Origin of the sequence: Mycobacterium lacus, from assembly GCF_010731535.1 — a bacterium.
Taxonomy (GTDB): Bacteria; Actinomycetota; Actinomycetes; order Mycobacteriales; family Mycobacteriaceae; genus Mycobacterium; species Mycobacterium lacus.
Window position 1 is genome coordinate 4008409 of record NZ_AP022581.1, and the last position, 21766, is coordinate 4030174.

A 21766-nucleotide genomic window follows, 5' to 3' on the forward strand; every position below is an offset into this window, starting at 1 on the left:
GGCGACGTCGGCCCGGTGGAGTCGTACGGTGTACATGCGCCGCAGTGACCAGATCCAAGGAGGACCATGACGCCCGTCGGCAAGCGCCACCACGTCGTCATCATCGGAAGCGGATTCGGCGGCCTGAATGCCGCCAGGGCGCTCAAGCGGACCGACGTCGATATCACGCTCATCTCGAAGACGACCACCCACCTGTTTCAGCCGCTGCTGTATCAGGTGGCCACGGGGATCCTGTCCGAGGGCGACATCGCACCGACCACCCGGCTGATCCTGCGTAAGCAGAAAAACGTGCGGGTGTTGCTGGGTGAGGTCAACGCGATCGACCTGAAGGCGAAGACGGTCACGTCGAAGTTGCTGGACATGACGACGGTGACGCCGTACGACAGCCTCATCGTGGCCGCCGGTGCGCAGCAGTCGTACTTCGGCAACGACGAATTCGCCGTCTTCGCGCCCGGCATGAAGACCATCGACGACGCCCTGGAGCTGCGCGGGCGCATCCTCGGCGCGTTCGAAGCCGCCGAGGTCGCCACCGACCATGCCGAGCGCGAACGTCGGCTCACCTTCGTCGTCGTCGGGGCCGGACCCACCGGCGTCGAGGTGGCCGGCGAGATCGTCCAGCTCGCCGAGCGCACCCTGGCCGGGGCATTTCGGACCATTACGCCCAGCGAGTGCCGGGTGATCCTGCTCGACGCGGCACCTCAGGTGTTGCCGCCGATGGGCCCGAAATTGGGCCTCAAGGCGCAAAAGCGGCTGGAAAAGATGGATGTCGAGGTCCAGCTCAACGCGATGGTGACGGCGGTCGACTACAAGGGCATCACGATCAAGGAGAAGGACGGCGGCGAACGCCGGATCGACTGCGCATGCAAGGTGTGGGCGGCCGGCGTCGCGGCCAGCCCGCTGGGAAAGATGATCGCCGAACAGTCCGACGGAACCGAAATCGACCGTGCCGGAAGGGTAATCGTAGAGCCCGACCTCACCGTCAAAGGACACCCGGACGTCTTTGTCATCGGCGACCTGATGTCGGTACCCGGCGTGCCCGGGATGGCGCAGGGCGCCATCCAGGGGGCGCACTACGCCACCACGGTGATCAAGCACGCGGTGAAAGGACACGACGATCCGGCCCACCGCAAGCCGTTCAAGTACTTCAACAAGGGCAGCATGGCCCTCATCTCCCGATACAGCGCCGTCGCGCAGGTCGGCAAGCTGGAGTTCGCCGGCTTCATCGCCTGGTTGGCGTGGCTGGTGCTGCACCTGTACTACCTGATCGGCCATCGGAACCGGATCGCGGCCATGTTCGCCTGGGGGATCTCCTTCCTGGGCCGCACTCGCGGGCAGATGGCCATCACCAGCCAGATGGTCTACGCCAGATTGGCGATGCGCTTTGTGCAGGCACGGGCGGAGGAGGGGGCGCTGGCCGCCGCCGAACGCGCCGAAGCGGCCGAACGACAGGCGGCGGGTTAATTCAGGGCTTGGTCGATATCGGCGATCAGGTCGTCGGCGCCTTCCAGCCCGACGGAGATGCGAACTACGCCGTCACCGAGCCCGATCGCGGCACGACCCTCCGGGCCCATCGCCCGGTGCGTCGTGGTCGCCGGGTGTGTGACAAGCGATTTGGCGTCACCGAGGTTGTTGGAGATGTCGATCAGCCGCAGCTTGTCCAGGACCTCGAAGGCGCGTTGCTTGGCCGAGCTTTCGGGGGCGTCGAGTTCGAATGTGACGACGGTCCCGCCGCCGGACATCTGGCGCTTGGCCAGGTCGTACTGCGGGTGCGACGGCAGATACGGGTAGCGCACCCACCGCACCGCGGGATGGCCCTCGAGAAACTCCGCGATCCGGTGCGCCGAGGAGTTGCTGCGCTCGACCCGAACCGCCAGCGTCTCAAGGCCTTTCAACAGCACCCAGGCGTTGAAGGCGCTCATCGCCGGGCCGGTATGGCGCATCAGCTTCTGCACCGGACCGTCGATGTACTCCTTGTCGCCGAGGATGGCGCCACCCAGCACCCGGCCCTGCCCATCGATGTGCTTGGTGCCCGAGTACACCACCACATCAACCCCGAGCGGAAAGCCCTGCTGTAACAAAGGCGTGGCAAAAACGTTGTCCAGCACCACCTTTGCGCCAGCGGCATGAGCCAGCTCGGTCACCGCGGCGATGTCCACCAGCGACTGCATCGGATTGGACGGCGTCTCGAAGAACACCGCTCGGGTGGGCTTGGAGGGGTCGGCCAGCGCCCGCTCCCACTGGGAGAGGTCGTCGCCGTCGACGAAAACGGTCTCAATTCCCCAGCGCGGCAGGATCTCGTTGCATACCACGAAACACGAGCCGAACAGGCTGCGCGCGGCGACCAAGCGGTCACCGGCCGCCAGCAGGGCGCCCAGTGAGGTGAAGACCGCGGCCATGCCGCTGGCCGTGGCGAACGCCGCCGGGGCGCCCTCGATCAGGCGCAGCCGTTCCTCGAACATGGTGATCGTCGGGTTGCCGTAGCGCGAGTACACGAAGTGGTCCAGCTCGCCGGCAAACGACCGCTCCGCAACCGCCGCCGACGGGTAGACATAGCCGGACGTCAAATACATCGCCTCGGCGGTCTCTTCGAACCCCGACCGCAACAACCCGCCGCGGACGCCGATCGTGGCCTGGCCGACGCCTTCGGGTAGTTCCTTGGGGATGCGGACCGAGGGCTGGTCGGTCATGACTGTTTCCAGGGCAACCCGACCGCGCGCCAGCCGGTTGCTCCTCGATGACCCGCGGAGTCGAGGTGCCCTTCGAACCCGTCCAGCACGTTGTAGGACGGACAGATGCCCGCCTCGGTCGCGACCTCGGCGGCGCCGATGGAGCGGTTGCCCGAGCGACAGATGAACACCACCGGCCGCTCGTCCTGACCGACGTTGATCGGCGGGATCCGGTCCTGCAGTTCGGCGAGGAAGTTGTCGTTGCGCGCCCCGTCGGACGTGTTCCACTCGACGTACACCACGTCGCGGCCGAGGCTGGACAAATCGGGCACACCGACGAAGCGCCATTCCGCGTCACAGCGCACGTCGACCAGCACCGCCCGCGGGTTGTCGCTGAGCATCTTCCACGCCTCAAGTGGCGTGATGTCTCCTGCGTAGCTCACTAGCGTGAGTCTCGCATACTCAGTTGCGCCCGCGCAGCGCGGCGGCCACCCGGCGAGCGCGGTCGCGGGCGGTCCCGACATCCGGCGCGGTGGCCAGTGCGACCCCAGGGCCCCGCCCGAAGACCCGCACATCGCTTTCCGGCACGGCGAGCGCTTTGGTCAGGGCATCGGCCGTCGGCGCTCCGCGTGCACTGATGACGCGGGAGGCACCCGGCGAGATCATCATGGTGTCCACCGCAAGACCCAGGATTGCCCGGGCTTGCAGCTCGAACACGGAAAGGCGCTGGCTGCGCACGGTCACCCAGGCGCTGTGCTGCGGTCGTGGGGTGACACCGGCGAAATACACCTCATCGCCGTTGACCATCAATTCGACACTGAAGACGCCGCGCCCGCCCAGCGCCTTGACGATACGTGCCGCGATCGACTTGGCGGCGTCCATCGCAGACGTGGTCAGCCTCTGCGGCTGCCAGGATTCCGGCTCGTCAGCGTCGGCGGCGCCATGGCCGATGGGTGCGCAGAACTCGATCACTGGCCCGTCCGGGCCCTCCGTTCGCACCACAATCAGGGTGACAAAAAACTCGATCTCGACCTTCGTTTCGGCCAATAGCCGGCGGTTTGCTCCCCCAGTATCCGGCCCCACCGCACGCTGCCAGGCGCGCTCGACGTCGTCGGGCCCGGCGACCACCGAGTGCCGCCGGCCGGGCTCGCCGGCCACCGGCGTCACCAACAACGGGAACCCGGCGTGGGCGGCCACCGCCTCGAGCTCACCGAGTGATCCGACGAACCAGAACGGCGCGGTGGGCAGGCCGAGCTGATCGGCCGCCAGCCGGCGTAGACCCTCCCGGTCGGCGGCCAGCCGGACGCCGCGTGCACTGGGCACCAATTCGGTGAACCCGTTGTCGCCGCAGGCCTCTAGGGCATCGATGGCATCGGGGGAGACCGCGTCGGTCGCCGTCGCCACGAAATCCGGTTGCAGGCGCCGTATCAGCGCCGCCAGCCCATCCGCGTCGGTCATCGAGACCGCCAGCGACTGGTCGGCTACCCCGTGCGTCGGCGCAGCGGCGCGCCCGTCGACGGCAATCACCTCAGCACCCAAGCGCCGCAAGGCAATTGCCAGCTCTCGGCCGAGCGCATCCGAACCCAGCAACACCACCCGCGGTCCGGTTGGGACTTCGGTCTCGACAACCCTGTCCGGGGCCGCTGGGCGCTCGTGCTTAGCGGTGAGTTCGTGCTCCCCTTCGGTCAAGCCGCCAGTCACCAGCTCACCCTCCCGCTGCAGTCATTGCCCCACGCCATGTCGCTCAAGGATAGGTGCGCCGGAACGACCACATGATTAGGCCGTGTCTCGACTCTATTTTTTGGCTGTTTATGCAACCCTGCTGACATCTGCCTGTGTACCTTTGCCGTAAGGAGGTGGGGGCGAGTGAGCGACTATTGACGACCCGAGCGATCCGGCTTGCGACGGTTTCGCTATCCGATCCGGCACCGGCGTGGTTTCCGCCTGAATCGGCATGCGCCCCAGTCACGCTCGCCGAGACTCCGGGCACCGAAAATCCATTGTGCGGCAGCGGGAGCCCCTTGGCGGACCGGACACTTCGACGGAGGAGAGTCGGCAAAGGAGAGTCGGCAAAGGAGAGTCCATGCCTTTCGTGACGACACGGGCATCGGCCGGCCCGGGAGGCGCTGAGCGATGACGATGGCCTTCGGGGCGCTTCCACCGGAAATCAATTCAGCCAGAATCTATTCCGGCCCCGGCTCGGCTCCACTGATCCAGGCGGCCGCCGCCTGGGAGCGGCTGGCCAACGAACTTAATGCGACGGCGGACTCCTACACCGCGGTGATTTCCGGGCTCACCGGCGACGAATGGCGAGGCCCTTCGGCCCTGTCGATGGCGGCGGCGGCCACCCCGTACGTGGCGTGGATGAGGGCTACCGCCGCCGCGGCCGAGCAGGCCGCCGCCCAGGCCCTGGCCGCCGCGAACGCCTACGAGTCGGCGTACGCGGCGACCGTGCCCCCGGCGGCGATCGCGGCCAACCGCAGCACGATGATGTCGCTGATCCAGACCAACATTTTTGGGCAGAACACCCCGGCGATCGCAACCAGCGAAGCGCAGTACGGCGAAATGTGGGCCCAGGACGTCGTGGCGATGGACGGCTATGCCGGCACCTCGGCGGCCGCATCGCAGTTCACGCCGTTCACCCCGCCACCGGCGACCACCACCGAAGCGGGGCTGTTGAGCCAAACCGCGACGCCGGCGGCCCAGGCCGCCGCCGCAAACCCCGCCCAGGGCGTTAGCGTCCTACCAACCCTGCAGTCCTTCCTACCCCCGCCCTTCAACGCCATCCCCAACCCCTTCGAGGATCTTGACCTTCTGGTGGCCGCAGCCGTGGTAGTCGCGGCAAGCTCCTTGGCCGTGTCGGGAGCGCAGCTGGGCGAGATCTATCGCCACGACGTGGTCGACGAGGACGACAAGGCTTGGCACCGCGAGCAGGCGCTACAGAGCCCCGAAGGTGGCCCGTCCACCGGCAGGGGAAGCTCTTCGGCCCCCGGCGGCAGGACGACGACCCCGCCCCAACCGCCGATCGCCGCGTTTTCCGGCTACGCCGCCAATGTCGGCGGGCTCTCGGTGCCGCAGAGCTGGATGCTTCCGCCCGCGGTGCGCCAGGTCGCCGCGATGTTCCCCGGCGCGACCCCGATGTTCCTGACGGGCGCCTCGGACGGCTCCTACACCGCAATGGCGACGGCAGGTTTGGCCGGTACCGGCCTGGCCGGGCTTGCGGCCCGCGGTGGTGGCTCCTCACCGGCCCCGGCCGCCGCCGCACCGGCGGCGGCCGGCGGCGGAGGCGCGGCTGCCACCAGACCGGCGACGAGCCCACCCGCGGTCCCCGCGGCGGCCTCCGCCGCGGGGATACCGGGCCTACCGCAAGGCCTGCCGCCCGGCGTGGTGGCGAACCTGGCGGCGACTCTGGCGGCCATCCCCGGGGCGACCATCATCGTGGTGCCGCCGAATCCCAACCAGTAGTCAGGGCTGGCCGGGCAACAGCCGAATCATCAGGCCGTTGCCTTCGGCCAGCACCGTCTCGTCACCGTCGACCAATGCGGCGGACACGAACGCCTTGCGGCCCTCGATCCTGCTGACTCGTCCACGCATGACCAACGGCGCATCGATCGGCGTGATCTTGCGGTAATCCACGTGCAGAAAGGCCGTCCGGCTAATCGGCCGTCCGGCAGCGTGGGCGATCATGCCGAACATGTGATCAAACAGCAGCGGCAGCACACCACCGTGCACGGCGGAATTGCCCCCGACATGAAACCGGCTGAAGGATCCCCCCAACTCGACACCCTCGGGGCCGTACCGGGTCAACGTCCACGGCGGCAACAACAGGCTGCCCATGCCGGGCAAATCAGGGGTCCGGCCGGCCGGCGCCTTGCCTTCAGCGGCCTGAAACGGGCCCAGCAACTCGACCAGCGCGGCGGCGCGCTCGGCCGCCTCGTCCCACACGTCTTGAGCGTCTGGGCCGGGATCGGCGGACACCGCCAAGTCCTGCAACCGGCGCATGGTCGCCACGAATCGGCCGAAGCCCGGGCCGGGGCTGGCCGGGCCGTATTCGGGAAAGCCGCCGTGGTGCCCATATTCGGGATCTTCTGGAGGTAGGTCTTCCGGGCGCAAGAAAGAATAATCGGTCACGAGCGGGCTCCCCCGCATGCGGGTGGTGCCCCCAGCAGAACGTCGCGGCGGACGATCGTCTGATCCCGTCCCGGGCCGACACCGATGCACGAAACCGGTGCTCCGGCAAGCTCTTCCAGTCGCAACACATAGTCACGCGCCTTGACAGGCAGGTCGCCGAATTCGCGTGCCGCAGAGATGTCTTCCCACCAGCCCGGCATTTCCTCGTAAACCGGTTCGGCCCGGCACAGATCGCTCTGGGTCATCGGCATCTCGTGGGTGCGCACCCCGTCGATCCGATAGCCGACGCACACCGGCACCGTCTGAAGGCTGGAGAGCACGTCGAGCTTGGTCAGGAAGTAGTCGGTGATGCCGTTGACGCGGGTGGCGTAGCGCGCGACGACGGCGTCGAACCAGCCGCAGCGGCGGCGTCGCCCGGTGGTCACCCCGAACTCGCCGCCGGTCTTGGACAGGTATTCGCCGTTCTCGTCGAACAGCTCGGTGGGGAACGGGCCGGAGCCCACCCGGGTGGTGTAGGCCTTGAGGATTCCGAGCACCGTGCTGATCCGGGTGGGGCCGATGCCGGAGCCGACGGCCGCGCCGCCCGCCGTCGGATTCGACGACGTCACATAGGGATAGGTGCCGTGGTCGACGTCGAGCAGGGTGCCCTGGGAGCCTTCCAGCAACACGGTTTCACCGGCCTCCAGCGCGGCGTTGAGCAGCAGCCGGGTGTCGGCGATGCGATGGCGAAAACCCTCGGCCTGCTCCAGCAGCGATTCGACCACCTGCGCCGGCTCCAGCGCCTTGCGGTTGTAGATCTTGACCAGCACCTGATTCTTGAACTCGAGCGCGGCCGCGACCTTGTGGGCCAGCTGGTCCGGGTCAAGCACGTCGGCGACCCGGATCCCGATGCGGGCGACCTTGTCCTGATAGCAGGGTCCGATGCCACGGCCGGTGGTGCCGATCTTCTTGCTGCCCATGTAGCGTTCGGTGACCTTGTCGATGGCGACGTGGTAGGGCATCAGCAGGTGCGCGTCGGCGGAGATCAACAGCCTGGAGGTGTCCACGCCGCGCTCTTCGAGGCTGTGCAGTTCGCCGAGCAGGACCCCGGGATCTACCACCACGCCGTTGCCGATGACGTTGGTGACGCCGGGCGTCAGCACGCCGGACGGGATGAGGTGCAACGCGAAGTTCTCGCCGGTGGGCAGGACGACGGTGTGCCCGGCGTTGTTGCCGCCCTGATAGCGCACCACCCACTGGACGCGGCCGCCGAGCAGATCTGTGGCCTTACCCTTGCCCTCGTCGCCCCACTGGGCGCCGATGAGGACGATTGCCGGCATGACTTGCTCCCACCTGCTCTCGCGGGTCGCGCCCGCCTATTGTGGTCCAGCCGGTGACCTACCCTACTCAGCGGTTAACGAGGAGTGTCATGGATGCGGCGGAGAACACCCCCGGCGTGGCGGTGTTGCTTTTTGGCGATCGCTCCACACCCGCCCTGTTGGCCGGCCTGCCCACCCATCAAGACGACTTGACCGCTGTCCCGGGACCCTACCGGCGGCTGATCGTCGCCGGCGCCGACCCGGACCTGGCCGCGGTGCTGACCCGGCTGCTGCGCGCCGACCGGCTCGATATCGAGGTGGGCTACGCACCCCGCAGGCGCACCGCCGCAACGCGGATCCACGGCTTGCCCGCCGGTCGCCGCGCGGCGCGGCGCGCCCTGCGTGGGTCGGCCCGGCGAGTGCCGCTGATCCGCGACGAGACCGGCTCGGTAATCGTGGGCCGGGCACGTTGGCTTCCTACTGCCGAGCGGCAGCTGATCCACGGCGAGGCCGTGGTCGACGACACGGTGCTGTTCGACGGCGATGTCGCCGGGGTGTGCATCGAGCCGACGGCGACCATGCCGGGCCTGCGCGCCAGGGCAAGCAGGCGGCAGCGGTGGATGACGGGCCGCGCGGTCCAGCTGGGCACCACGGGCGCGACGGTGGTCCGCGACGGTGTGCCGGCGGCACGCGCCGTGCGCCGATCGACGTTCTACCGCAACGTCGAGGGGTGGCTGCTGGTCCGGTAGTTTCGACCGGTGAGCCTGCGCGAATCCGTTCGGCCCAGTCCGATCTTTCTGAGCCTCATCGGATTGACGGCCGTCGGGGGCGCGCTGGCCTGGCTGGCCGGGGCGACCGTGCGCCCGATGGCCTACGCGGGAGTTTTCCTCTTCGTGATCGCGGGCTGGTTGGTGTCGCTCTGCCTGCACGAGTTCGGGCACGCGTTCACCGCCTGGCGATTCGGCGACCGCGACGTCGCCGCGCGCGGCTACCTGACGCTGGATCCGCGGCGCTACAGCCATCCCCTGCTGTCGCTCGGCCTGCCGATGCTCTTCGTCGCGCTGGGCGGGATCGGCCTGCCGGGCGCCGCGGTCTACGTGCAGACCTGGTTCATGACGACGACGCGCCGCACCCTGGTCAGTTTGGCGGGGGCGGCAACCAACCTCGTACTGGCCGCGCTGCTGCTGACGGCAACACGGTTGTTCTACGACCCGGCCTACGCGGTGTTTTGGGCTGGGGTGGCGTTCCTGGGGTTCCTGCAACTCACCGCGGTGGTGCTGAACCTGCTGCCGATCCCCGGTCTGGACGGCTATGACGCGCTCGAGCCGCACTTGAGCCCCGAGACGCAGCGCGCGCTGGCTCCGGCCAAGCAGTTCGCGATGCTTTTCCTGCTGTTTCTGTTCCTGACACCGGCGCTTAGCGGACTGCTGTTCGGGGTCGTGTATTTCTTCTTCGACCTGTCCGGCGTGCCGCACTGGCTGGCCGCCGTCGGCAACGCGCTGACCCGGTTCTGGAGCGCCTGGCTCTGACTTATTTGCCTCTTGCAATATATGCGTCAACGCGCATATATTGCTCGCCATGGGCGCCGGACACAATCACACCCCCGCCGAGACCGAGGCGTCGCGGATGATCCCGCGAATGATCATCGCCGCGGCGATCCTGGCGGCGTTCTTCGTGGTGGAACTGGCCACGGCGCTGCTGATCAACTCGATCGCCCTGCTGGCCGACGCCGGGCACATGCTCACCGACGTCGTTGCCGTATTCATGGGACTTGGCGCCGTCGTGCTGGCCCGCCGCGGCAGCGCGTCACCCAACCGCACCTACGGCTGGCATCGCGCAGAGGTGTTCACCGCGGTGGCCAACGCCGTGCTGCTGATCGGCGTCGCGCTGTTCATCCTCGTCGAGGCCCTAGAAAGGCTGAGCGCGGCTCCCGCCATCCCCGGCGTGCCGATGATCGTGGTGGCACTGGCCGGCTTGGCCGCCAACTTGGTGGTCGCGCTGTTGCTGCGTTCGCACTCCGAGGGCAGCCTGGCCGTCAAGGGCGCCTACATGGAGGTCATCGCCGACACCGTCGGCAGCGTGGGCGTGCTGATTGCCGGGGTGGTCACCATCACGACGCACTGGCCCTACGCCGACGTGGTGGTCGCCGTGTTGGTGGCGATGTGGGTACTGCCGCGGGCGATCGGGCTGGCCCGTGCCGCGTTGCGCATCCTGTCCGAGTCGTCGCCCAGCCACATCGACGTCGAAGAGCTGCGTTTGGCCCTGGGCGCCGTCGACGGCGTGACCGGGGTGCACGACTTGCATGTGTGGACCCTCTCGCCCGGCAAGGACATGGTCACCGCGCACCTGACCAGCGAGGGCGACTCGGCCCGCGTGCTGGGCGACGCACGTGCCGTGCTGGCCGCCCGCGGGCTGGAGCATGCCACCGTGCAGGTGGAGCCGCCGGACAGTACTCGTGGCTGCTCGGCCGAGTGCTAGGACCCGCTAGAACCCCAGCGCGGCGCGGGCCGCCGGGTCGCAGTCATCGAGCAAATCCAGGCAGCGTAGCTGCTCGTCGGTCTCACCGATGGCTTCGGCCGCCCGGGCCAGCGCGGCCACACACCGGAGGAAGCCGCGGTTTTGCTGGTGCGAATACGGCACCGGGCCGAAGCCCTTCCAGCCGTGGCGACGCAGCTGGTCCAGGCCGCGATGGTAGCCGGTGCGGGCATACGCATAGGCCGTGACGGCCTTGTCGTCGGACAGTGCCTCCTCGGCGAGCGCGGCCCAGGCCACCGAGGCCGACGGATGCGCGGCGGCGACGATGGCCGGGTTCTCGTTGGCAAGCAGCTTCGCCTCGGCGTCGCTGTCGCCGGGCAGCAGGATCGGATCGGGTCCCAGGAGATCACCCATCGGCGTCATGGTTTCCATTCTGCCGTTCTACCGCGGGTCGCTAAGCTCCATTCATGCCCAACCCACCGGAGTCCGACCGTGAACACACCGAATCTAGGGGCGAACCGGCCGGCGAGCGGACCGCAAATCCGGGCGGACAAGGCACCGAAAACCAGCCTCTGATCACCCGCGACGCAGAAACCGAGACCGTGGTGATCAGCACACCGGATCCCGAGGAGGCCCCGGGCGCTGCGAAATCCGACGAAAAGCCCGAACGGCGGTTCACCGCGCCCGGCTTCGACGCGAAAGAGACTCAGGTCATCGCCACATCGCCGGATCCTGCGACGGAAGTCTTTCACACCCCCCAGGCGCCGACCGGGCACCCGCCAACGCCCCCGCCACCGATCGCTATGCCGCCCAAAACTGCTGTGCCACAATCGATCCCGGCCAGGACGGGGGCAAGGCCCCGGGCGTCCAGTCAACGCGTCTGGGGCTGGGTGCTGGCGGTGGTCGTGATCGTCCTGGCGTTGGCGGCGATCGCCATCCTGGGCACCGTGCTGCTGACCCGCAGCAAACATTCGCACATCTCGCAGGAAGACCAGGTGCGGCACACCATCCAAGCCTTCGACGTCGCGATCCAGACCGGCGACCTGACAACGCTGCGCAGCATCACCTGCGGCGCCACCCGGGACGGCTACGTGGAATACGACGAGCGCTCCTGGGCGGAAACATACCGCCGGGTTTCGGCGGCCAAACAATATCCGGTGATCGCCAGCATCGACCAGGTCGTCGTCAACGGCCAGCACGCCGAGGCCAACATCACCACGTTCATGGCCTACGACCCGCAGGTGCGCTCGACCCGCAGCCTCGACCTGCAGTTCCGCGACGACCAGTGGAAGATCTGCCAGTCCCCGAGCAATTAGCCAGGTGGCGCGAGCAGCCGCAAAAGCGCCCATTTCGGCACGAAAAAGGGCGCTTTTGCGTCTTCTCGGCGTTACCTGGTGAGGGACTTTCCGGCGCAGTGCAGGTCGTTGCAGGCCTCGACCACCCGCTCCGTCATCGAAGCCTCCGCCTTCTTGAGGTAGCTGCGCGGGTCGTAGACCTTCTTGACGCCCACGTCGCCGTCGACCTTGAGCACGCCGTCGTAGTTGGTGAACATGTGGCCGGCGATGGGGCGGGTGAACGCGTATTGGGTGTCCGTATCGACGTTCATCTTCACCACGCCGTAGCGCAGCGCCTCCTCGATCTCGGATTTCAGCGAACCCGAACCGCCGTGGAAGACGAAATCGAACGGCTTTGCGTCGTCGGGCAATCCCAGCTTGGCCGCTGCCACCTTTTGCCCCTGGGCCAGGATGTCCGGGCGGAGCTTGACGTTGCCGGGCTTGTAGACGCCGTGCACGTTGCCGAAAGTCGCGGCCAGCAGGTACTTGCCGTGCTCACCGGCGCCTAGGGCCTCGATCGTTTTCTCGAAGTCCTCGGGGTCGGTGTACAGCTTTTCGTTGATCTCGTTGGCGACGCCGTCCTCTTCGCCGCCGACCACGCCGATCTCGATCTCCAGGATGATCTTGGCGGCCGCCGCCTCCTTGAGCAGCTCCTGCGCGATGACCAGGTTCTCGTCGATCGGCACCGCGGAACCGTCCCACATGTGCGACTGGAACAGCGGGTTGGCACCCTTGCGCACCCTTTCCGACGAGATCGCCAGCAGCGGTCGCACGTAGCCGTCGAGCTTGTCCTTCGGGCAGTGGTCGGTGTGCAGGGCGACGTTGATCGGGTATTTGTCCGCGATGATGTGGGTGAACTCGGCCAGCGCCACCGCGCCGGTCACCATGTCCTTGACCCCGAGGCCGGACGCGAACTCCGCACCACCGGTGGAGAACTGGATGATACCGTCGCTGCCGGCGTCGGCGAATCCTTTGATGGCGGCATTGACGGTCTCCGAAGAGGTGCAGTTGATGGCCGGGAAGGCGTAGGCATTCGCTTTGGCGCGGCCCAGCATTTCGGCATAGACCTCGGGCGTTGCGATGGGCATGGAACTTCCTCCTGAAGACTGGGACCGCTTAAGTATCGCAGGGCCGGTATGTTGAGACACCGTGAGCACCGCCGTGCTGGCCCTGCCGGACATCCTGGACCCGATGTACTGGTTGGGCGCCAACGGCGTCTTCGGGACCGCGGTGTTGCCCGGGATCCTGATCATCGTCTTCGTCGAGACCGGCCTGCTGTTTCCGTTGTTGCCGGGCGAGTCGCTGTTGTTCACCGGCGGGCTGCTGGCCGCGCAACCGCACCCACCGGTCACCATCGGGGTGCTGGCGCCCTGCGTCGCGGTGGTCGCGGTGCTGGGCGACCAAACCGGGTATTTCATTGGGCGCCGGATCGGCCCGGCGCTGTTCAAGAGGGAAGACTCCCGGTTTTTCAAGAAGCACTACGTGACCGAGTCGCATGCGTTCTTCGAGAAATACGGGCCTTGGGCGATCATCCTGGCCCGGTTCGCGCCGTTCGTGCGGACGTTTGTGCCGGTGATCGCCGGGGTGTCGTACATGCGCTATCCGGTGTACCTGGCGTTCGACATCGTCGGCGGTATCCTCTGGGGCGCCGGTGTCACGCTGGCGGGATACTTCCTGGGCAACGTGCCATTCGTGCACCACAACCTGCAAGAGATCATCCTGGCGATCCTGTTCGTATCGCTCTTGCCGGTGATGACGGCGGCCTGGCGGGGTTACCGGTCGCGACGCCAGGCGGCCAGGAGCGAGCCGGCGCTACCCGAGTGACCCAGCACTCAAGCGACGCTATGAGCGGCCTCCATCAGCATCCAGCCGGACAGCTGCACGGACAGATCCCGCTCGGCAACCTCGGATCCGCTCACCGCGCCCTCGACGGACCGCGCCCGGGCGCCGCCGGCGGTCGGTAGCTCCGCGTCGCGGTCCCAAAACGCCCCGAAGACCGGCAACCCGTCGAGCGTCTGGCGGTAGTCCCACGCCGACTTCGCGCTGGCCAGCACGATGGCGCGGGCGGTGTCGCGGGCCGTCACGTCGTCGGCCGAGTCACCCGGCAGCGCGGTGGCCACCAGCGCGAGGTATCGGGCGGCGATGCCGGCGAACAGGCCGCCGTCCCCGCCCCCGGTGCCCTTCAGCACGCCCGACGGCGCCATGTGTTCGCCGACGGCCGCGACCAGGCGGTGCACGCGCGGCGCGTGCCGGTCGTCGTGGGTGCGTGCGGCGAGTTCGGTCTCCAGTCCGAGCACCACGCCCTGGCAGTAGGTGTATTGCGCGCGCACCAGCGAGCCGGCCTTGATGCCGTCGAACACCAGGTGCGTATCGGGGTCGATGAGGGTTTCGTCGATCCAGTCGGCCATTTGCTGGGCCCGCCGCATCCGGCCGCCGGAGCGGGCCAGGAAAATACCCGCCGGGCCGTTGGCCGGCGCGTTGAAGAACTGGTCCTGCTTGCGCCACGGGATGCCGCCGCCGTCCTCGGGGACCCAGGCCTTGACGAACTGGTCGGTGAGCTTCGGCAGCGCGCGCCGGCGCTCGACCCCGGCGACCCGGGCGGCCCGCTCTAGCGCCAGCGCCAGCCACGCCATGTCGTCGTAATAGTTGTTGATCCACGAGAGGTGGTTGCGCAGCCGGTGCGCACGGACCTGCCGGTTGATCCTGGTGCGCCGTTCGGGCTGCGGGTCGCGCAGCTGCGCGTCGACCAGGCAATCCAGCAGATGCGCCTGCCACCAGTAGTGCCAGATACCGAACAGTCGGTCTTTGCGATCCGACGGCCAGGCCACCACCGCAAGCTGCGTTCCCGGCAGCCCCCAGAGCCGTCTCAGGTGCCGTCGCGTGACGGCGGCTTCGGAGCTGGCGGCCCGATTCGCCCATACCTGATCCATGCCATCTGATCCTGCCCTACCGGCCGGATCTGTCGGCCAGGGCCAGGAGCAACTCGCGCAGCCCCGTCAACGAGTGCGCCGGCAGGAACAGATCGCAATGGGGCAGGGCCGCCGCCATCGAACCGGCCAGCGGCTGGAACCCACCATGCGCGGCGCGTGGGTTGAGCCAGACCAACAGCTCCGCGCGGCGACGCACCCGGGCCAGCGCGTGTTCGAGAACGTCGGGAGGATCGCTGTCCCATCCGTCGGAGGCGATGATCACCACCGCGCCGCGCAGCGCGTTGCCGTGCGGCGCGGCCAGCAGCGCGGCGATGCTGCGGCCGATGAACGTGCCCCCATATCGGTCGGTCACCTTTGCGTTGGCGCGCTGCAGCGCCACCTCGGCCGAGCGGTGGGATAGCACCGAGGTGAGCCGGGTCAACGACGTCGAAAACGCGAAGACCTCGGCCCGCACCCCCGCCTGGCGGCGCGCCGCAGCCCGCATCAAATGCAGATAGATCGCGGCGTAGGGCTGCATCGAGCGACTCACGTCGCAGACCAGCACCACCCGCCGGGGCCGCCGGCGCGGCCGGGTTCGCGCCAAGATCACCGATTCCCAGCCGGTCGACCGCGACGCGTTCATCGTCGCGCGCAGGTCGATGCGCTTGCCGTGCGGGCTGGGTTCGAATCGCAGGCTGCGCCGCCGCGGCCAGCGCCCAGCCGACGTCTCCAGCCAGGAGCCGATCACGCGGAGGTCGTCGGGATCGAATTGGTCAAACGGTTCGTCGGCCAGCGCTGCGATGCGGCTGGGCAGGACGTCGGGCAGCCGGATGCTCGAGTGGTCGGTCCGGTCCTGATCCGTGGTTGTCCGCGCGACCCACGGCACGGATTGGGCCGGCACACCGGATCTGCCGCCGCGGTGCGCGACGCCGGCCGCGGGTGTGTTGGGGCCGGGGAGCGGCAGAGACGGACCGGGGCCGTGCCTGCCGTCGGGCTCGACGGTGCCGAACACGGCTGCGAACACGGCGTCGAAGGCGCCAAGATCCTCCATCCGGTTGACCAAGGTCAGCCTCGCGGCCCAGTACAGCGCCGACGGGGTCCGCGGCACCAGGCACCGTAGCGCCTGCACGAAACTCGCTGGGCCGCTGGCGGATACGAGTACCCCAACGCCGCGCAGCCGCGTCACCATGGCGGCCGCAAACGCCGCCAAATCGACGCCCGGCAACAGCAATGGGCTGTCCACGGGCGGCTAACGCCGCCTGCGCAGGACCCAGATCAGCACCAGCGCGGCGAGCACCGCCAGCAGCACCGGACCGAATTTCTTGAGCCGGTCGCCGCCGGCGAGGTCCAGCAGATCGATGGGCTCGGGTTCGGAGGGTTCCGGCTGGGCGCGTTGCGGGCTCTCTTGGGCTTGGGCTTTGAGCTCGGCTTCCAGCGACTCCACGAACTGGCCCAACAGCTTCTCCGACACCTGCTGCAACATGCTGCTGCCGAACTGCGCCAGCTTGCCGACGATCTTGAGGTCGGTGTCGACGGTGATGTGGGTGCGATCCCCGGCCTCGCGCAGTTGTGCGGTGACCGTGGCCGCCGCGTTGCCGGTGCCACGCGCCTCCTTGCCCTTGGCGTCGATGACGGCGCGGTGCTGGTCGCGGTCCTGCTCGACGAAATGCACCTTGCCGCTGAATTCGCTGGTGACGGGCCCGACCTTGACCTTCACCTTGCCGAGGTAGTCGTCGCCCTCATGGCCGGTCAGCTGCGCGCCGGGCATCAACGAGATCACCTGCTCCAGGTCGCACAGCACGTCCCAGGCCTGCTCGATGGGCGCGCTGACGGTGAACTGGTTGGCGATCTTCATTCGTGAAGTCCTCTCATGCCCCGGTGTACTCAACGAACGCGTCACGGATCAGCCTACGGTCGTCGGGTGTCTTGGCCAGCGCCCCCAGGCTAACCAGGGCCCAGTCGGCTACCAGGTCCGCGACGCCGAGCGACACCAGGGCCGCCACCCAGTCGATCGTCTCGGCCACCCCGGGCGGCTTGTCCAGGTCGAGATCGCGTGCCCTGCCGACGAATTGGGTGGCGTGCTCGATCAACGGCGCGGTAGCCCCGGGCACCGTCCGGCGGACAATCGCCGCCGCCCGGGACGGCTCCGGATAGTCGATCCAGTGGTACAGGCACCGGCGTCGCAGTGCGTCATGCAGGTCGCGGCTGCGGTTGGACGTCAGCACCGCGATCGGCGGCCGCTGGGCGACGAACGTGCCCAGCTCCGGAACGGTGACCGCGGATTCCCCGAGAAACTCCAGCAGTAGCGCCTCGAATTCGTCGTCGGCCCGGTCGATTTCGTCGATCAGCAGCACGGGCGGTGCCGGGCCGTGGTGTCGCACGCACTGCAGGATGGGGCGATCGACGAGATATTCCTCGGTGTATAGATCTGCCTCGTCGATGCCCGTGCCCCGGGCCTCGGCCAGCCGGATCGACAGCAGCTGACGCTGATAGTTCCAGTCGTAGAGCGCCTCGCTCGCGGTCAGGCCTTCGTAACACTGCAGCCGGACCAATGTGGTATCCAGCACCGCCGCGAGGGTTTTCGCCGCTGTCGTCTTGCCGACGCCGGGCTCACCCTCCAGCAGCAGCGGCCTGGGCAGGGTGACCGCCAGGTAGATCGCCGACGCGGTCCCGGTGTCCAGCAGGTAGTCCTGTGCGTCAAACTGGCGGACGACGTCGTCCGGGCTTTCGAAGGTCACGACGACTCCACCAGCCGCCGGTAGTCGTCCCAGGTGTCGACGTCGAGCGGGATGGGACCGTCGACCGAAAGCTCGCGAACCGGACGTGACATCACCAATTTCCAGACGCCCTTGTCGCCGCGCAGGCGCGCGAGGTCACCAAACACCTTGCGGCCGAACCAGAACGGGTGACCGACGCCGTCGGCGTAGCGGCACACCGCGACGTCCGTGTCCGGCCCTTCGGTGATGAGCCGCCTTAGCGTCGCGGGATCCACCCCCGGCTGATCGCCGAGCATCAGCACGATGCCGGCGGCTTCGGCGTCCACCCGTCCCAATGCGACCCGCAGCGACGCCGAACAACCGGCGCCGCAGTCCTCGACCACCACCACGTCGGCGTCGTCCAGGGGCATCTGGTCGCGCACCGCGTCGGCGGCGCCGCCCAGGGTGACGATCAGCTGGTCGAACCCGGCGCGGCGAGCCGCATCGAGAGTCGCCCCGAGCACCGTCGTATCCCGGTATGGCAACAGCTGTTTGGGTGTGCCCAGCCGGCTGGAGCCCCCGGCTGCCAGCACGACACCGGTGACCGTCATGCCCCGGCTGTCCCGCGCAGGACCGTGATGAGTTCGGCGGCGATCGACACCGCGATTTCCGCCGGGGTCTTGGCGCCGATGGCCAACCCGACCGGGGTGTGCACGCGGGCCCGCTCGGCGTCGGTGAGTTCGAGCTCGTTGAGGATCGCCGCGCCGCGAACCTTGCTGGCCACCAGTCCTACATAACTGACGCCGGAACCGAGTGCGGCACGGATGATTTCGGCCTCCGGACCGCCGTGGCTGGCGATCACTATGGCGGTGGGCGAGGCGGTGGTGTCACCCAGGTCGGTGTCGCGGCGCACCTCGTAGCCCAACAGGCCACACAGCTGGGTCAGCGCGTCGGCTATCGGTGTGGCGCCGTAGATTCGGATCAGCGGCGGTGGCAGCTGCGGCGTCAGGAAAATCTCCAACGACCCTCCCGACAGACACGGATTGACCACCACGCAGGCGCCGGGGGCCTCGGGAAAGTGCACGTCGCCGTCGGGAAGCACCCGCAGCAGCACGCTTTCACCGGCTTGCAGCGCGCCTAGCGCGGCCTTGCGCACCGAGTTCTGCGCGCAATGGCCGCCGACGAAACCCTCGATGGTGCCGTCCGCCAACAGAATCGCCTCGTCGCCGGGACGCGACGAAGTGGGCTGTTGCGCCCGCACCACCGTCGCGTGCACGAACGGTGTGCGTGCCGCCAACAGCTGCTGAGCCCGCTCGGTGATCGTCATCTAGATCGGTGGCCTCGCTCTACCTTGCATCGCCTCCCACACCCGCGACGGCGTCAACGGCATGTCGGCATGCCGAACCCCGAACGGCGCCAACGCATCCACCACCGCGTTCACCACCGCGGGCGGCGATCCCACGGTGGCCGATTCACCGATGCCCTTGGCGCCGATCGGGTGATGCGGCGACGGCGTCACGGTGTGGCCGGTCTCCAGGTGCGGTACCTCGAGCGCGGTGGGGATCAGGTAGTCCATCAGCGACCCGCCCAGGCAGTTGCCGTCCTCGTCAAAGGCGATCATTTCCATCAGCGCCATCCCGATTCCGTCGACGATGCCACCGTGCACCTGGCCCTCGATGATCATCGGGTTGATCCGGGTGCCGCAGTCGTCGACGGCCAGGAAGCGGCGCACCTTCACCACCGCGGTGCCCGGATCGATGTCGACCACGCAGAAGTACGCGCCGTACGGGTAGGTCAGATTCGACGGGTTGTAGCAGACCTCGGCGTCCAGCCCGCCCTCGATGCCCTCGGGCAGATCGGCCGCCCCGTGCGCGCGCATCGCGATGTCGGCGATAGTCACCGCCGCCGACGGATCACCCTTGACGTGGAACTTGCCCTTCTCCCACTCCAAGTCGGCGACCGAAACTTCCAGCATGCCCGACGCGATGATCTTCGCCTTGTCACGGACCTTGCGTGCGACCAGTGCCGCGGCCGCGCCGGAGACGGGTGTCGAGCGGCTGCCGTAGGTGCCCAGCCCGAACGGTGTCTGGTCGGTGTCGCCGTGCACCACCTCGATGTCGTCGGGCGGGATGCCCAGCTCCTCGGCGACGATCTGCGCGAACGTCGTCTCGTGGCCCTGGCCCTGGGTCTGGACCGAAAGCCGCACAACGGCTTTGCCCGTCGGGTGCACGCGCAGCTCGCAGCCGTCGGCCATGCCGAGGCCGAGAATGTCCATGTCCTTGCGCGGGCCGGCCCCGACGGCCTCGGTGAAGAAGGACATGCCGATGCCCATCAGCTCGCCGCGGGCACGGCGCTCCTTCTGCTCGGCACGCAGCGCCTCATAGCCGATCATGTCCATGGCCTTGCGCATGGTGGCCTCGTAGTCGCCCGAGTCATACACCCAGCCCGTCTTGCTCGTATACGGGAATTGCTCGGGCCGCAATAGGTTTCGTAACCGCAGCTCGGCCGGATCCATCTTCAGCTCGAACGCCAGGCAGTCCACCAACCGTTCGACGAAGTACACCGCCTCGGTGATCCGGAACGAGCACGCGTAGGCCACCCCGCCGGGCGCCTTGTTGGTGTACACGGCGGTCATGTGGCAGTAGGCGGCCTCGATATCGTAGCTGCCGGTGAACACCCCGTAGAACCCGGCGGGATACTTCAAGGGCGCCGCCTGGCCATTGAACGCTCCGTGATCGGCCAGCACATTGGACCGGATCGCCAGTATCTTGCCGTCTTTCGTGGCGGCGATCTCGCCGACCATGATGTAGTCGCGCGCGAAGCCGGTGGAGGTCAGGTTCTCGCTGCGGTCCTCCATCCACTTCACGGGCTTGCCCAGCACCAGCGAGCCCACGATCGCACACACATAGCCGGGATAGATCGGCACCTTGTTGCCGAAGCCGCCGCCGATGTCAGGTGAGATCACCCGGATCTTGTGTTCGGGCAAGCCGGCGACCAACGCGTACACCGTGCGGTGCGCGTGCGGCGCCTGCGAGGTGGTCCACAGCGTGAGCTTGCCGGTGACCGGGTCCAGATCGGCAACGGCCCCACAGGTTTCCATCGGCGCCGGGTGCACCCGGGGGTAGACGATCTCCTGCTTGACGACGACGTCGGCCTTCGCGAACGCGGCCTCGGTGGCGGCCGCGTCGCCGGTCTCCCAGTCGAAGAGGTGGTTGTCGGTCTTGCCCTCGAGGTCGGTGCGGATCACCGGCGCCGACGGGTCCAGCGCCGTGCGGACATCCACGACGGGCTCCAGCGGCTCGTATTCGACGTCGATCAACTCACACGCGTCGCGGGCCGAGTACCGATCCTCGGCCACGACGAACGCGACTTCCTGGCCCTGGAAGCGCACCTTGTCGGTGGCCAGCACGGCCTGCACGTCGTTGGCGAGCGTCGGCATCCAGGCCAGGCCTTTTGCGGCCAGGTCGGCGCCGGTCACCACCGCCTTGACCTTCGGATGTGCCTGTGCGGCAGTCACATCGATGCCGACGATCCGGGCGTGCGCATACGGCGAGCGCAGGATCGCCAGGTGCAGCATGCCCGGCAGCACGACGTCGTCGACGTACGTGCCGCGGCCCCGGATGAAACGGGGATCCTCCTTGCGCAGCATCCGGCCGTGGCCGCACGGCTTTTGGTCGTTGTCGGCCAGGTCCTCGGGGGAGGGTGGACGGGACGCCCCCTCTTTAAAAGTAGTCATGACTCGGCCTTTACCGTGGAGTGCTGTGCGGCCCATTGGATGGAGCGCACGATCGTCGTGTATCCGGTGCACCGGCAAATCTGCCCCGAGATCGCCTCCCGGATGGTCTGCTCGTCGGGGTCGGGGTTGCGGTCCAGCAGGGCGCGGGCGGTGATCATCATTCCCGGTGTGCAGAAACCGCATTGCAGCCCGTGGCACCGCATGAACCCTTCCTGCACCGGGTCGAGAGAGCCGTCGGGACCCGCGAGCCCTTCGACGGTCCGCACGCTGTGCCCGGATGCCATCACGGCCAGCATCGTGCAGGACTTCACCGGCACACCGTCCACGTCGACAACGCAGGTTCCGCAGTTGCTGGTGTCACATCCCCAGTGAGTTCCGGTGAGCCGCAATTGATCCCGCAGGAAATGCACCAGCAGCATCCGGGGTTCGACTTCGGCGGTCACCTGTTCGCCGTTGACGGTCATGCTTACTTGCATGGCTAATTCCTTTCTGGCGGCGACCCGTTGCGCCCGGCTTCGCCG

General features: G+C 68.0%; 22 protein-coding genes. 7 read left to right on the top strand and 15 right to left on the bottom strand.

The window, feature by feature from the left end:
* The first annotated feature begins 66 nt into the window (after positions 1 to 66).
* Positions 67 to 1461, top strand: coding sequence for an NAD(P)/FAD-dependent oxidoreductase (locus tag G6N24_RS18535; protein ID WP_085160036.1), 1395 nt, complete (start codon positions 67 to 69; stop codon positions 1459 to 1461).
* Here G6N24_RS18535 and G6N24_RS18540 read toward each other — a convergent pair.
* Genes G6N24_RS18540 through purT form a run of 3 tightly spaced genes read right to left on the bottom strand, consistent with a single transcriptional unit; the run spans position 1458 to position 4367 of the window.
* Positions 1458 to 2687, bottom strand: coding sequence for an O-succinylhomoserine sulfhydrylase (locus G6N24_RS18540; protein ID WP_085160038.1), 1230 nt, complete (start codon positions 2685 to 2687; stop codon positions 1458 to 1460). The genes G6N24_RS18535 and G6N24_RS18540 overlap by 4 nt on opposite strands.
* Complete coding sequence (locus G6N24_RS18545; RefSeq protein ID WP_139822374.1) at positions 2684 to 3109, bottom strand: rhodanese-like domain-containing protein; 426 nt, start codon at positions 3107 to 3109, stop codon at positions 2684 to 2686. The genes G6N24_RS18540 and G6N24_RS18545 overlap by 4 nt, the downstream gene beginning before the upstream one ends.
* Before the next feature lie 19 nt (positions 3110 to 3128).
* A complete protein-coding gene (gene purT / locus G6N24_RS18550) occupies positions 3129 to 4367 on the bottom strand; it encodes a formate-dependent phosphoribosylglycinamide formyltransferase (RefSeq protein WP_085160042.1) in 1239 nt (412 codons plus the stop codon).
* Positions 4368 to 4805: 438 nt separating this feature from the next.
* On the opposite strand from purT, the gene G6N24_RS18555 reads away from it, so the two are divergent.
* Complete coding sequence (locus G6N24_RS18555; protein ID WP_139822376.1) at positions 4806 to 6131, top strand: PPE family protein; 1326 nt, start codon at positions 4806 to 4808, stop codon at positions 6129 to 6131.
* Here G6N24_RS18555 and G6N24_RS18560 read toward each other — a convergent pair whose 3' ends face one another.
* Both G6N24_RS18560 and G6N24_RS18565 read right to left on the bottom strand, forming a co-directional pair.
* A complete protein-coding gene (locus G6N24_RS18560; protein WP_407938712.1) occupies positions 6132 to 6779 on the bottom strand; it encodes a PaaI family thioesterase in 648 nt (215 codons plus the stop codon).
* A 14-nt stretch (positions 6780 to 6793) separates the two neighbouring features.
* Positions 6794 to 8116 carry an adenylosuccinate synthase gene (locus G6N24_RS18565; RefSeq protein WP_085160048.1) on the bottom strand — a complete coding sequence of 441 codons (1323 nt, stop codon included), beginning with the start codon at positions 8114 to 8116 and terminating at the stop codon, positions 6794 to 6796.
* Positions 8117 to 8205: 89 nt separating this feature from the next.
* Between G6N24_RS18565 and G6N24_RS18570 the strand changes: the two genes are divergently transcribed.
* From G6N24_RS18570 to G6N24_RS18580, 3 genes are read left to right on the top strand one after another with little or no spacing between them, the layout of a single operon-like run.
* The gene (locus G6N24_RS18570) at positions 8206 to 8844 is read left to right on the top strand and encodes a peptidase M50 (RefSeq protein ID WP_085160050.1); all 639 of its coding nucleotides are present in this window, start codon (positions 8206 to 8208) and stop codon (positions 8842 to 8844) included.
* Between the two features lie 9 nt (positions 8845 to 8853).
* Positions 8854 to 9624, top strand: a complete 771-nt coding sequence (locus tag G6N24_RS18575; protein WP_085160052.1) for a site-2 protease family protein — start codon at positions 8854 to 8856, stop codon at positions 9622 to 9624.
* Positions 9625 to 9673: 49 nt separating this feature from the next.
* On the top strand, positions 9674 to 10573 hold the full coding sequence (locus tag G6N24_RS18580; protein ID WP_085160054.1) for a cation diffusion facilitator family transporter: 900 nt from the start codon (positions 9674 to 9676) through the stop codon (positions 10571 to 10573).
* A 6-nt stretch (positions 10574 to 10579) separates the two neighbouring features.
* Here G6N24_RS18580 and G6N24_RS18585 read toward each other — a convergent pair whose 3' ends face one another.
* Positions 10580 to 10993 carry a DUF3151 domain-containing protein gene (locus G6N24_RS18585; protein ID WP_085160100.1) on the bottom strand — a complete coding sequence of 138 codons (414 nt, stop codon included), beginning with the start codon at positions 10991 to 10993 and terminating at the stop codon, positions 10580 to 10582.
* A gap of 44 nt (positions 10994 to 11037) precedes the next feature.
* On the opposite strand from G6N24_RS18585, the gene G6N24_RS18590 reads away from it, so the two are divergent.
* On the top strand, positions 11038 to 11886 hold the full coding sequence (locus G6N24_RS18590; protein ID WP_085160056.1) for an Rv0361 family membrane protein: 849 nt from the start codon (positions 11038 to 11040) through the stop codon (positions 11884 to 11886).
* 71 nt (positions 11887 to 11957) lie between these two features.
* Here the strand turns inward: G6N24_RS18590 and fbaA are convergent, their stop codons facing one another.
* Entirely contained in the window at positions 11958 to 12992 is a 1035-nt protein-coding gene (fbaA, locus tag G6N24_RS18595; protein ID WP_085160058.1) for a class II fructose-bisphosphate aldolase, read from the bottom strand.
* A gap of 61 nt (positions 12993 to 13053) precedes the next feature.
* Between fbaA and G6N24_RS18600 the strand changes: the two genes are divergently transcribed.
* Positions 13054 to 13728 (top strand): VTT domain-containing protein, encoded by a 675-nt coding sequence (locus tag G6N24_RS18600; RefSeq protein WP_085160060.1) that lies wholly within the window; start codon positions 13054 to 13056, stop codon positions 13726 to 13728.
* An 8-nt stretch (positions 13729 to 13736) separates the two neighbouring features.
* Here G6N24_RS18600 and G6N24_RS18605 read toward each other — a convergent pair whose 3' ends face one another.
* Genes G6N24_RS18605 through G6N24_RS18640 form a run of 8 tightly spaced genes read right to left on the bottom strand, consistent with a single transcriptional unit; the run spans position 13737 to position 21721 of the window.
* Positions 13737 to 14834, bottom strand: coding sequence for a glycoside hydrolase family 76 protein (locus G6N24_RS18605; protein ID WP_085160062.1), 1098 nt, complete (start codon positions 14832 to 14834; stop codon positions 13737 to 13739).
* Between the two features lie 16 nt (positions 14835 to 14850).
* Positions 14851 to 16002, bottom strand: a complete 1152-nt coding sequence (locus G6N24_RS18610; RefSeq protein ID WP_275996341.1) for a vWA domain-containing protein — start codon at positions 16000 to 16002, stop codon at positions 14851 to 14853.
* Between the two features lie 60 nt (positions 16003 to 16062).
* Positions 16063 to 16668 (bottom strand): SRPBCC family protein, encoded by a 606-nt coding sequence (locus G6N24_RS18615; protein ID WP_085160066.1) that lies wholly within the window; start codon positions 16666 to 16668, stop codon positions 16063 to 16065.
* A 13-nt stretch (positions 16669 to 16681) separates the two neighbouring features.
* A complete protein-coding gene (locus tag G6N24_RS18620; protein WP_085160068.1) occupies positions 16682 to 17551 on the bottom strand; it encodes an AAA family ATPase in 870 nt (289 codons plus the stop codon).
* On the bottom strand, positions 17548 to 18120 hold the full coding sequence (locus G6N24_RS18625) for a nucleotidyltransferase family protein (protein WP_085160070.1): 573 nt from the start codon (positions 18118 to 18120) through the stop codon (positions 17548 to 17550). The genes G6N24_RS18620 and G6N24_RS18625 overlap by 4 nt, the downstream gene beginning before the upstream one ends.
* Positions 18117 to 18836: an XdhC family protein gene (locus G6N24_RS18630; protein WP_085160072.1), complete on the bottom strand. Its 720-nt coding sequence runs from the start codon at positions 18834 to 18836 to the stop codon at positions 18117 to 18119. The genes G6N24_RS18625 and G6N24_RS18630 overlap by 4 nt, the downstream gene beginning before the upstream one ends.
* Entirely contained in the window at positions 18837 to 21245 is a 2409-nt protein-coding gene (locus G6N24_RS18635) for an aerobic carbon-monoxide dehydrogenase large subunit (RefSeq protein ID WP_085160075.1), read from the bottom strand.
* Complete coding sequence (locus G6N24_RS18640) at positions 21242 to 21721, bottom strand: (2Fe-2S)-binding protein (RefSeq protein WP_085160077.1); 480 nt, start codon at positions 21719 to 21721, stop codon at positions 21242 to 21244. Before G6N24_RS18640 ends, G6N24_RS18635 begins: the two co-directional genes overlap by 4 nt.
* Positions 21722 to 21766: the final 45 nt, after the last annotated feature.

What these genes read in the sequence shown, in the direction of transcription:
- G6N24_RS18540 (WP_085160038.1), bottom strand. Translation starts at nt 2,687, where the DNA reads ATGACCGACCAGCCCTCGGTCCGCATCCCCAAGGAACTACCCGAAGGC.
- G6N24_RS18625 (WP_085160070.1), bottom strand. Translation starts at nt 18,120, where the DNA reads ATGACGGTCACCGGTGTCGTGCTGGCAGCCGGGGGCTCCAGCCGGCTG.
- G6N24_RS18585 (WP_085160100.1), bottom strand. Translation starts at nt 10,993, where the DNA reads ATGACGCCGATGGGTGATCTCCTGGGACCCGATCCGATCCTGCTGCCC.
- G6N24_RS18580 (WP_085160054.1), top strand. Translation starts at nt 9,674, where the DNA reads ATGGGCGCCGGACACAATCACACCCCCGCCGAGACCGAGGCGTCGCGG.
- G6N24_RS18630 (WP_085160072.1), bottom strand. Translation starts at nt 18,836, where the DNA reads ATGACGATCACCGAGCGGGCTCAGCAGCTGTTGGCGGCACGCACACCG.
- G6N24_RS18615 (WP_085160066.1), bottom strand. Translation starts at nt 16,668, where the DNA reads ATGAAGATCGCCAACCAGTTCACCGTCAGCGCGCCCATCGAGCAGGCC.
- G6N24_RS18555 (WP_139822376.1), top strand. Translation starts at nt 4,806, where the DNA reads ATGGCCTTCGGGGCGCTTCCACCGGAAATCAATTCAGCCAGAATCTAT.
- fbaA (WP_085160058.1), bottom strand. Translation starts at nt 12,992, where the DNA reads ATGCCCATCGCAACGCCCGAGGTCTATGCCGAAATGCTGGGCCGCGCC.
- G6N24_RS18535 (WP_085160036.1), top strand. Translation starts at nt 67, where the DNA reads ATGACGCCCGTCGGCAAGCGCCACCACGTCGTCATCATCGGAAGCGGA.
- G6N24_RS18640 (WP_085160077.1), bottom strand. Translation starts at nt 21,721, where the DNA reads ATGCAAGTAAGCATGACCGTCAACGGCGAACAGGTGACCGCCGAAGTC.
- G6N24_RS18565 (WP_085160048.1), bottom strand. Translation starts at nt 8,116, where the DNA reads ATGCCGGCAATCGTCCTCATCGGCGCCCAGTGGGGCGACGAGGGCAAG.
- G6N24_RS18605 (WP_085160062.1), bottom strand. Translation starts at nt 14,834, where the DNA reads ATGGATCAGGTATGGGCGAATCGGGCCGCCAGCTCCGAAGCCGCCGTC.
- G6N24_RS18570 (WP_085160050.1), top strand. Translation starts at nt 8,206, where the DNA reads ATGGATGCGGCGGAGAACACCCCCGGCGTGGCGGTGTTGCTTTTTGGC.
- G6N24_RS18590 (WP_085160056.1), top strand. Translation starts at nt 11,038, where the DNA reads ATGCCCAACCCACCGGAGTCCGACCGTGAACACACCGAATCTAGGGGC.
- G6N24_RS18610 (WP_275996341.1), bottom strand. Translation starts at nt 16,002, where the DNA reads ATGGTGACGCGGCTGCGCGGCGTTGGGGTACTCGTATCCGCCAGCGGC.
- G6N24_RS18635 (WP_085160075.1), bottom strand. Translation starts at nt 21,245, where the DNA reads ATGACTACTTTTAAAGAGGGGGCGTCCCGTCCACCCTCCCCCGAGGAC.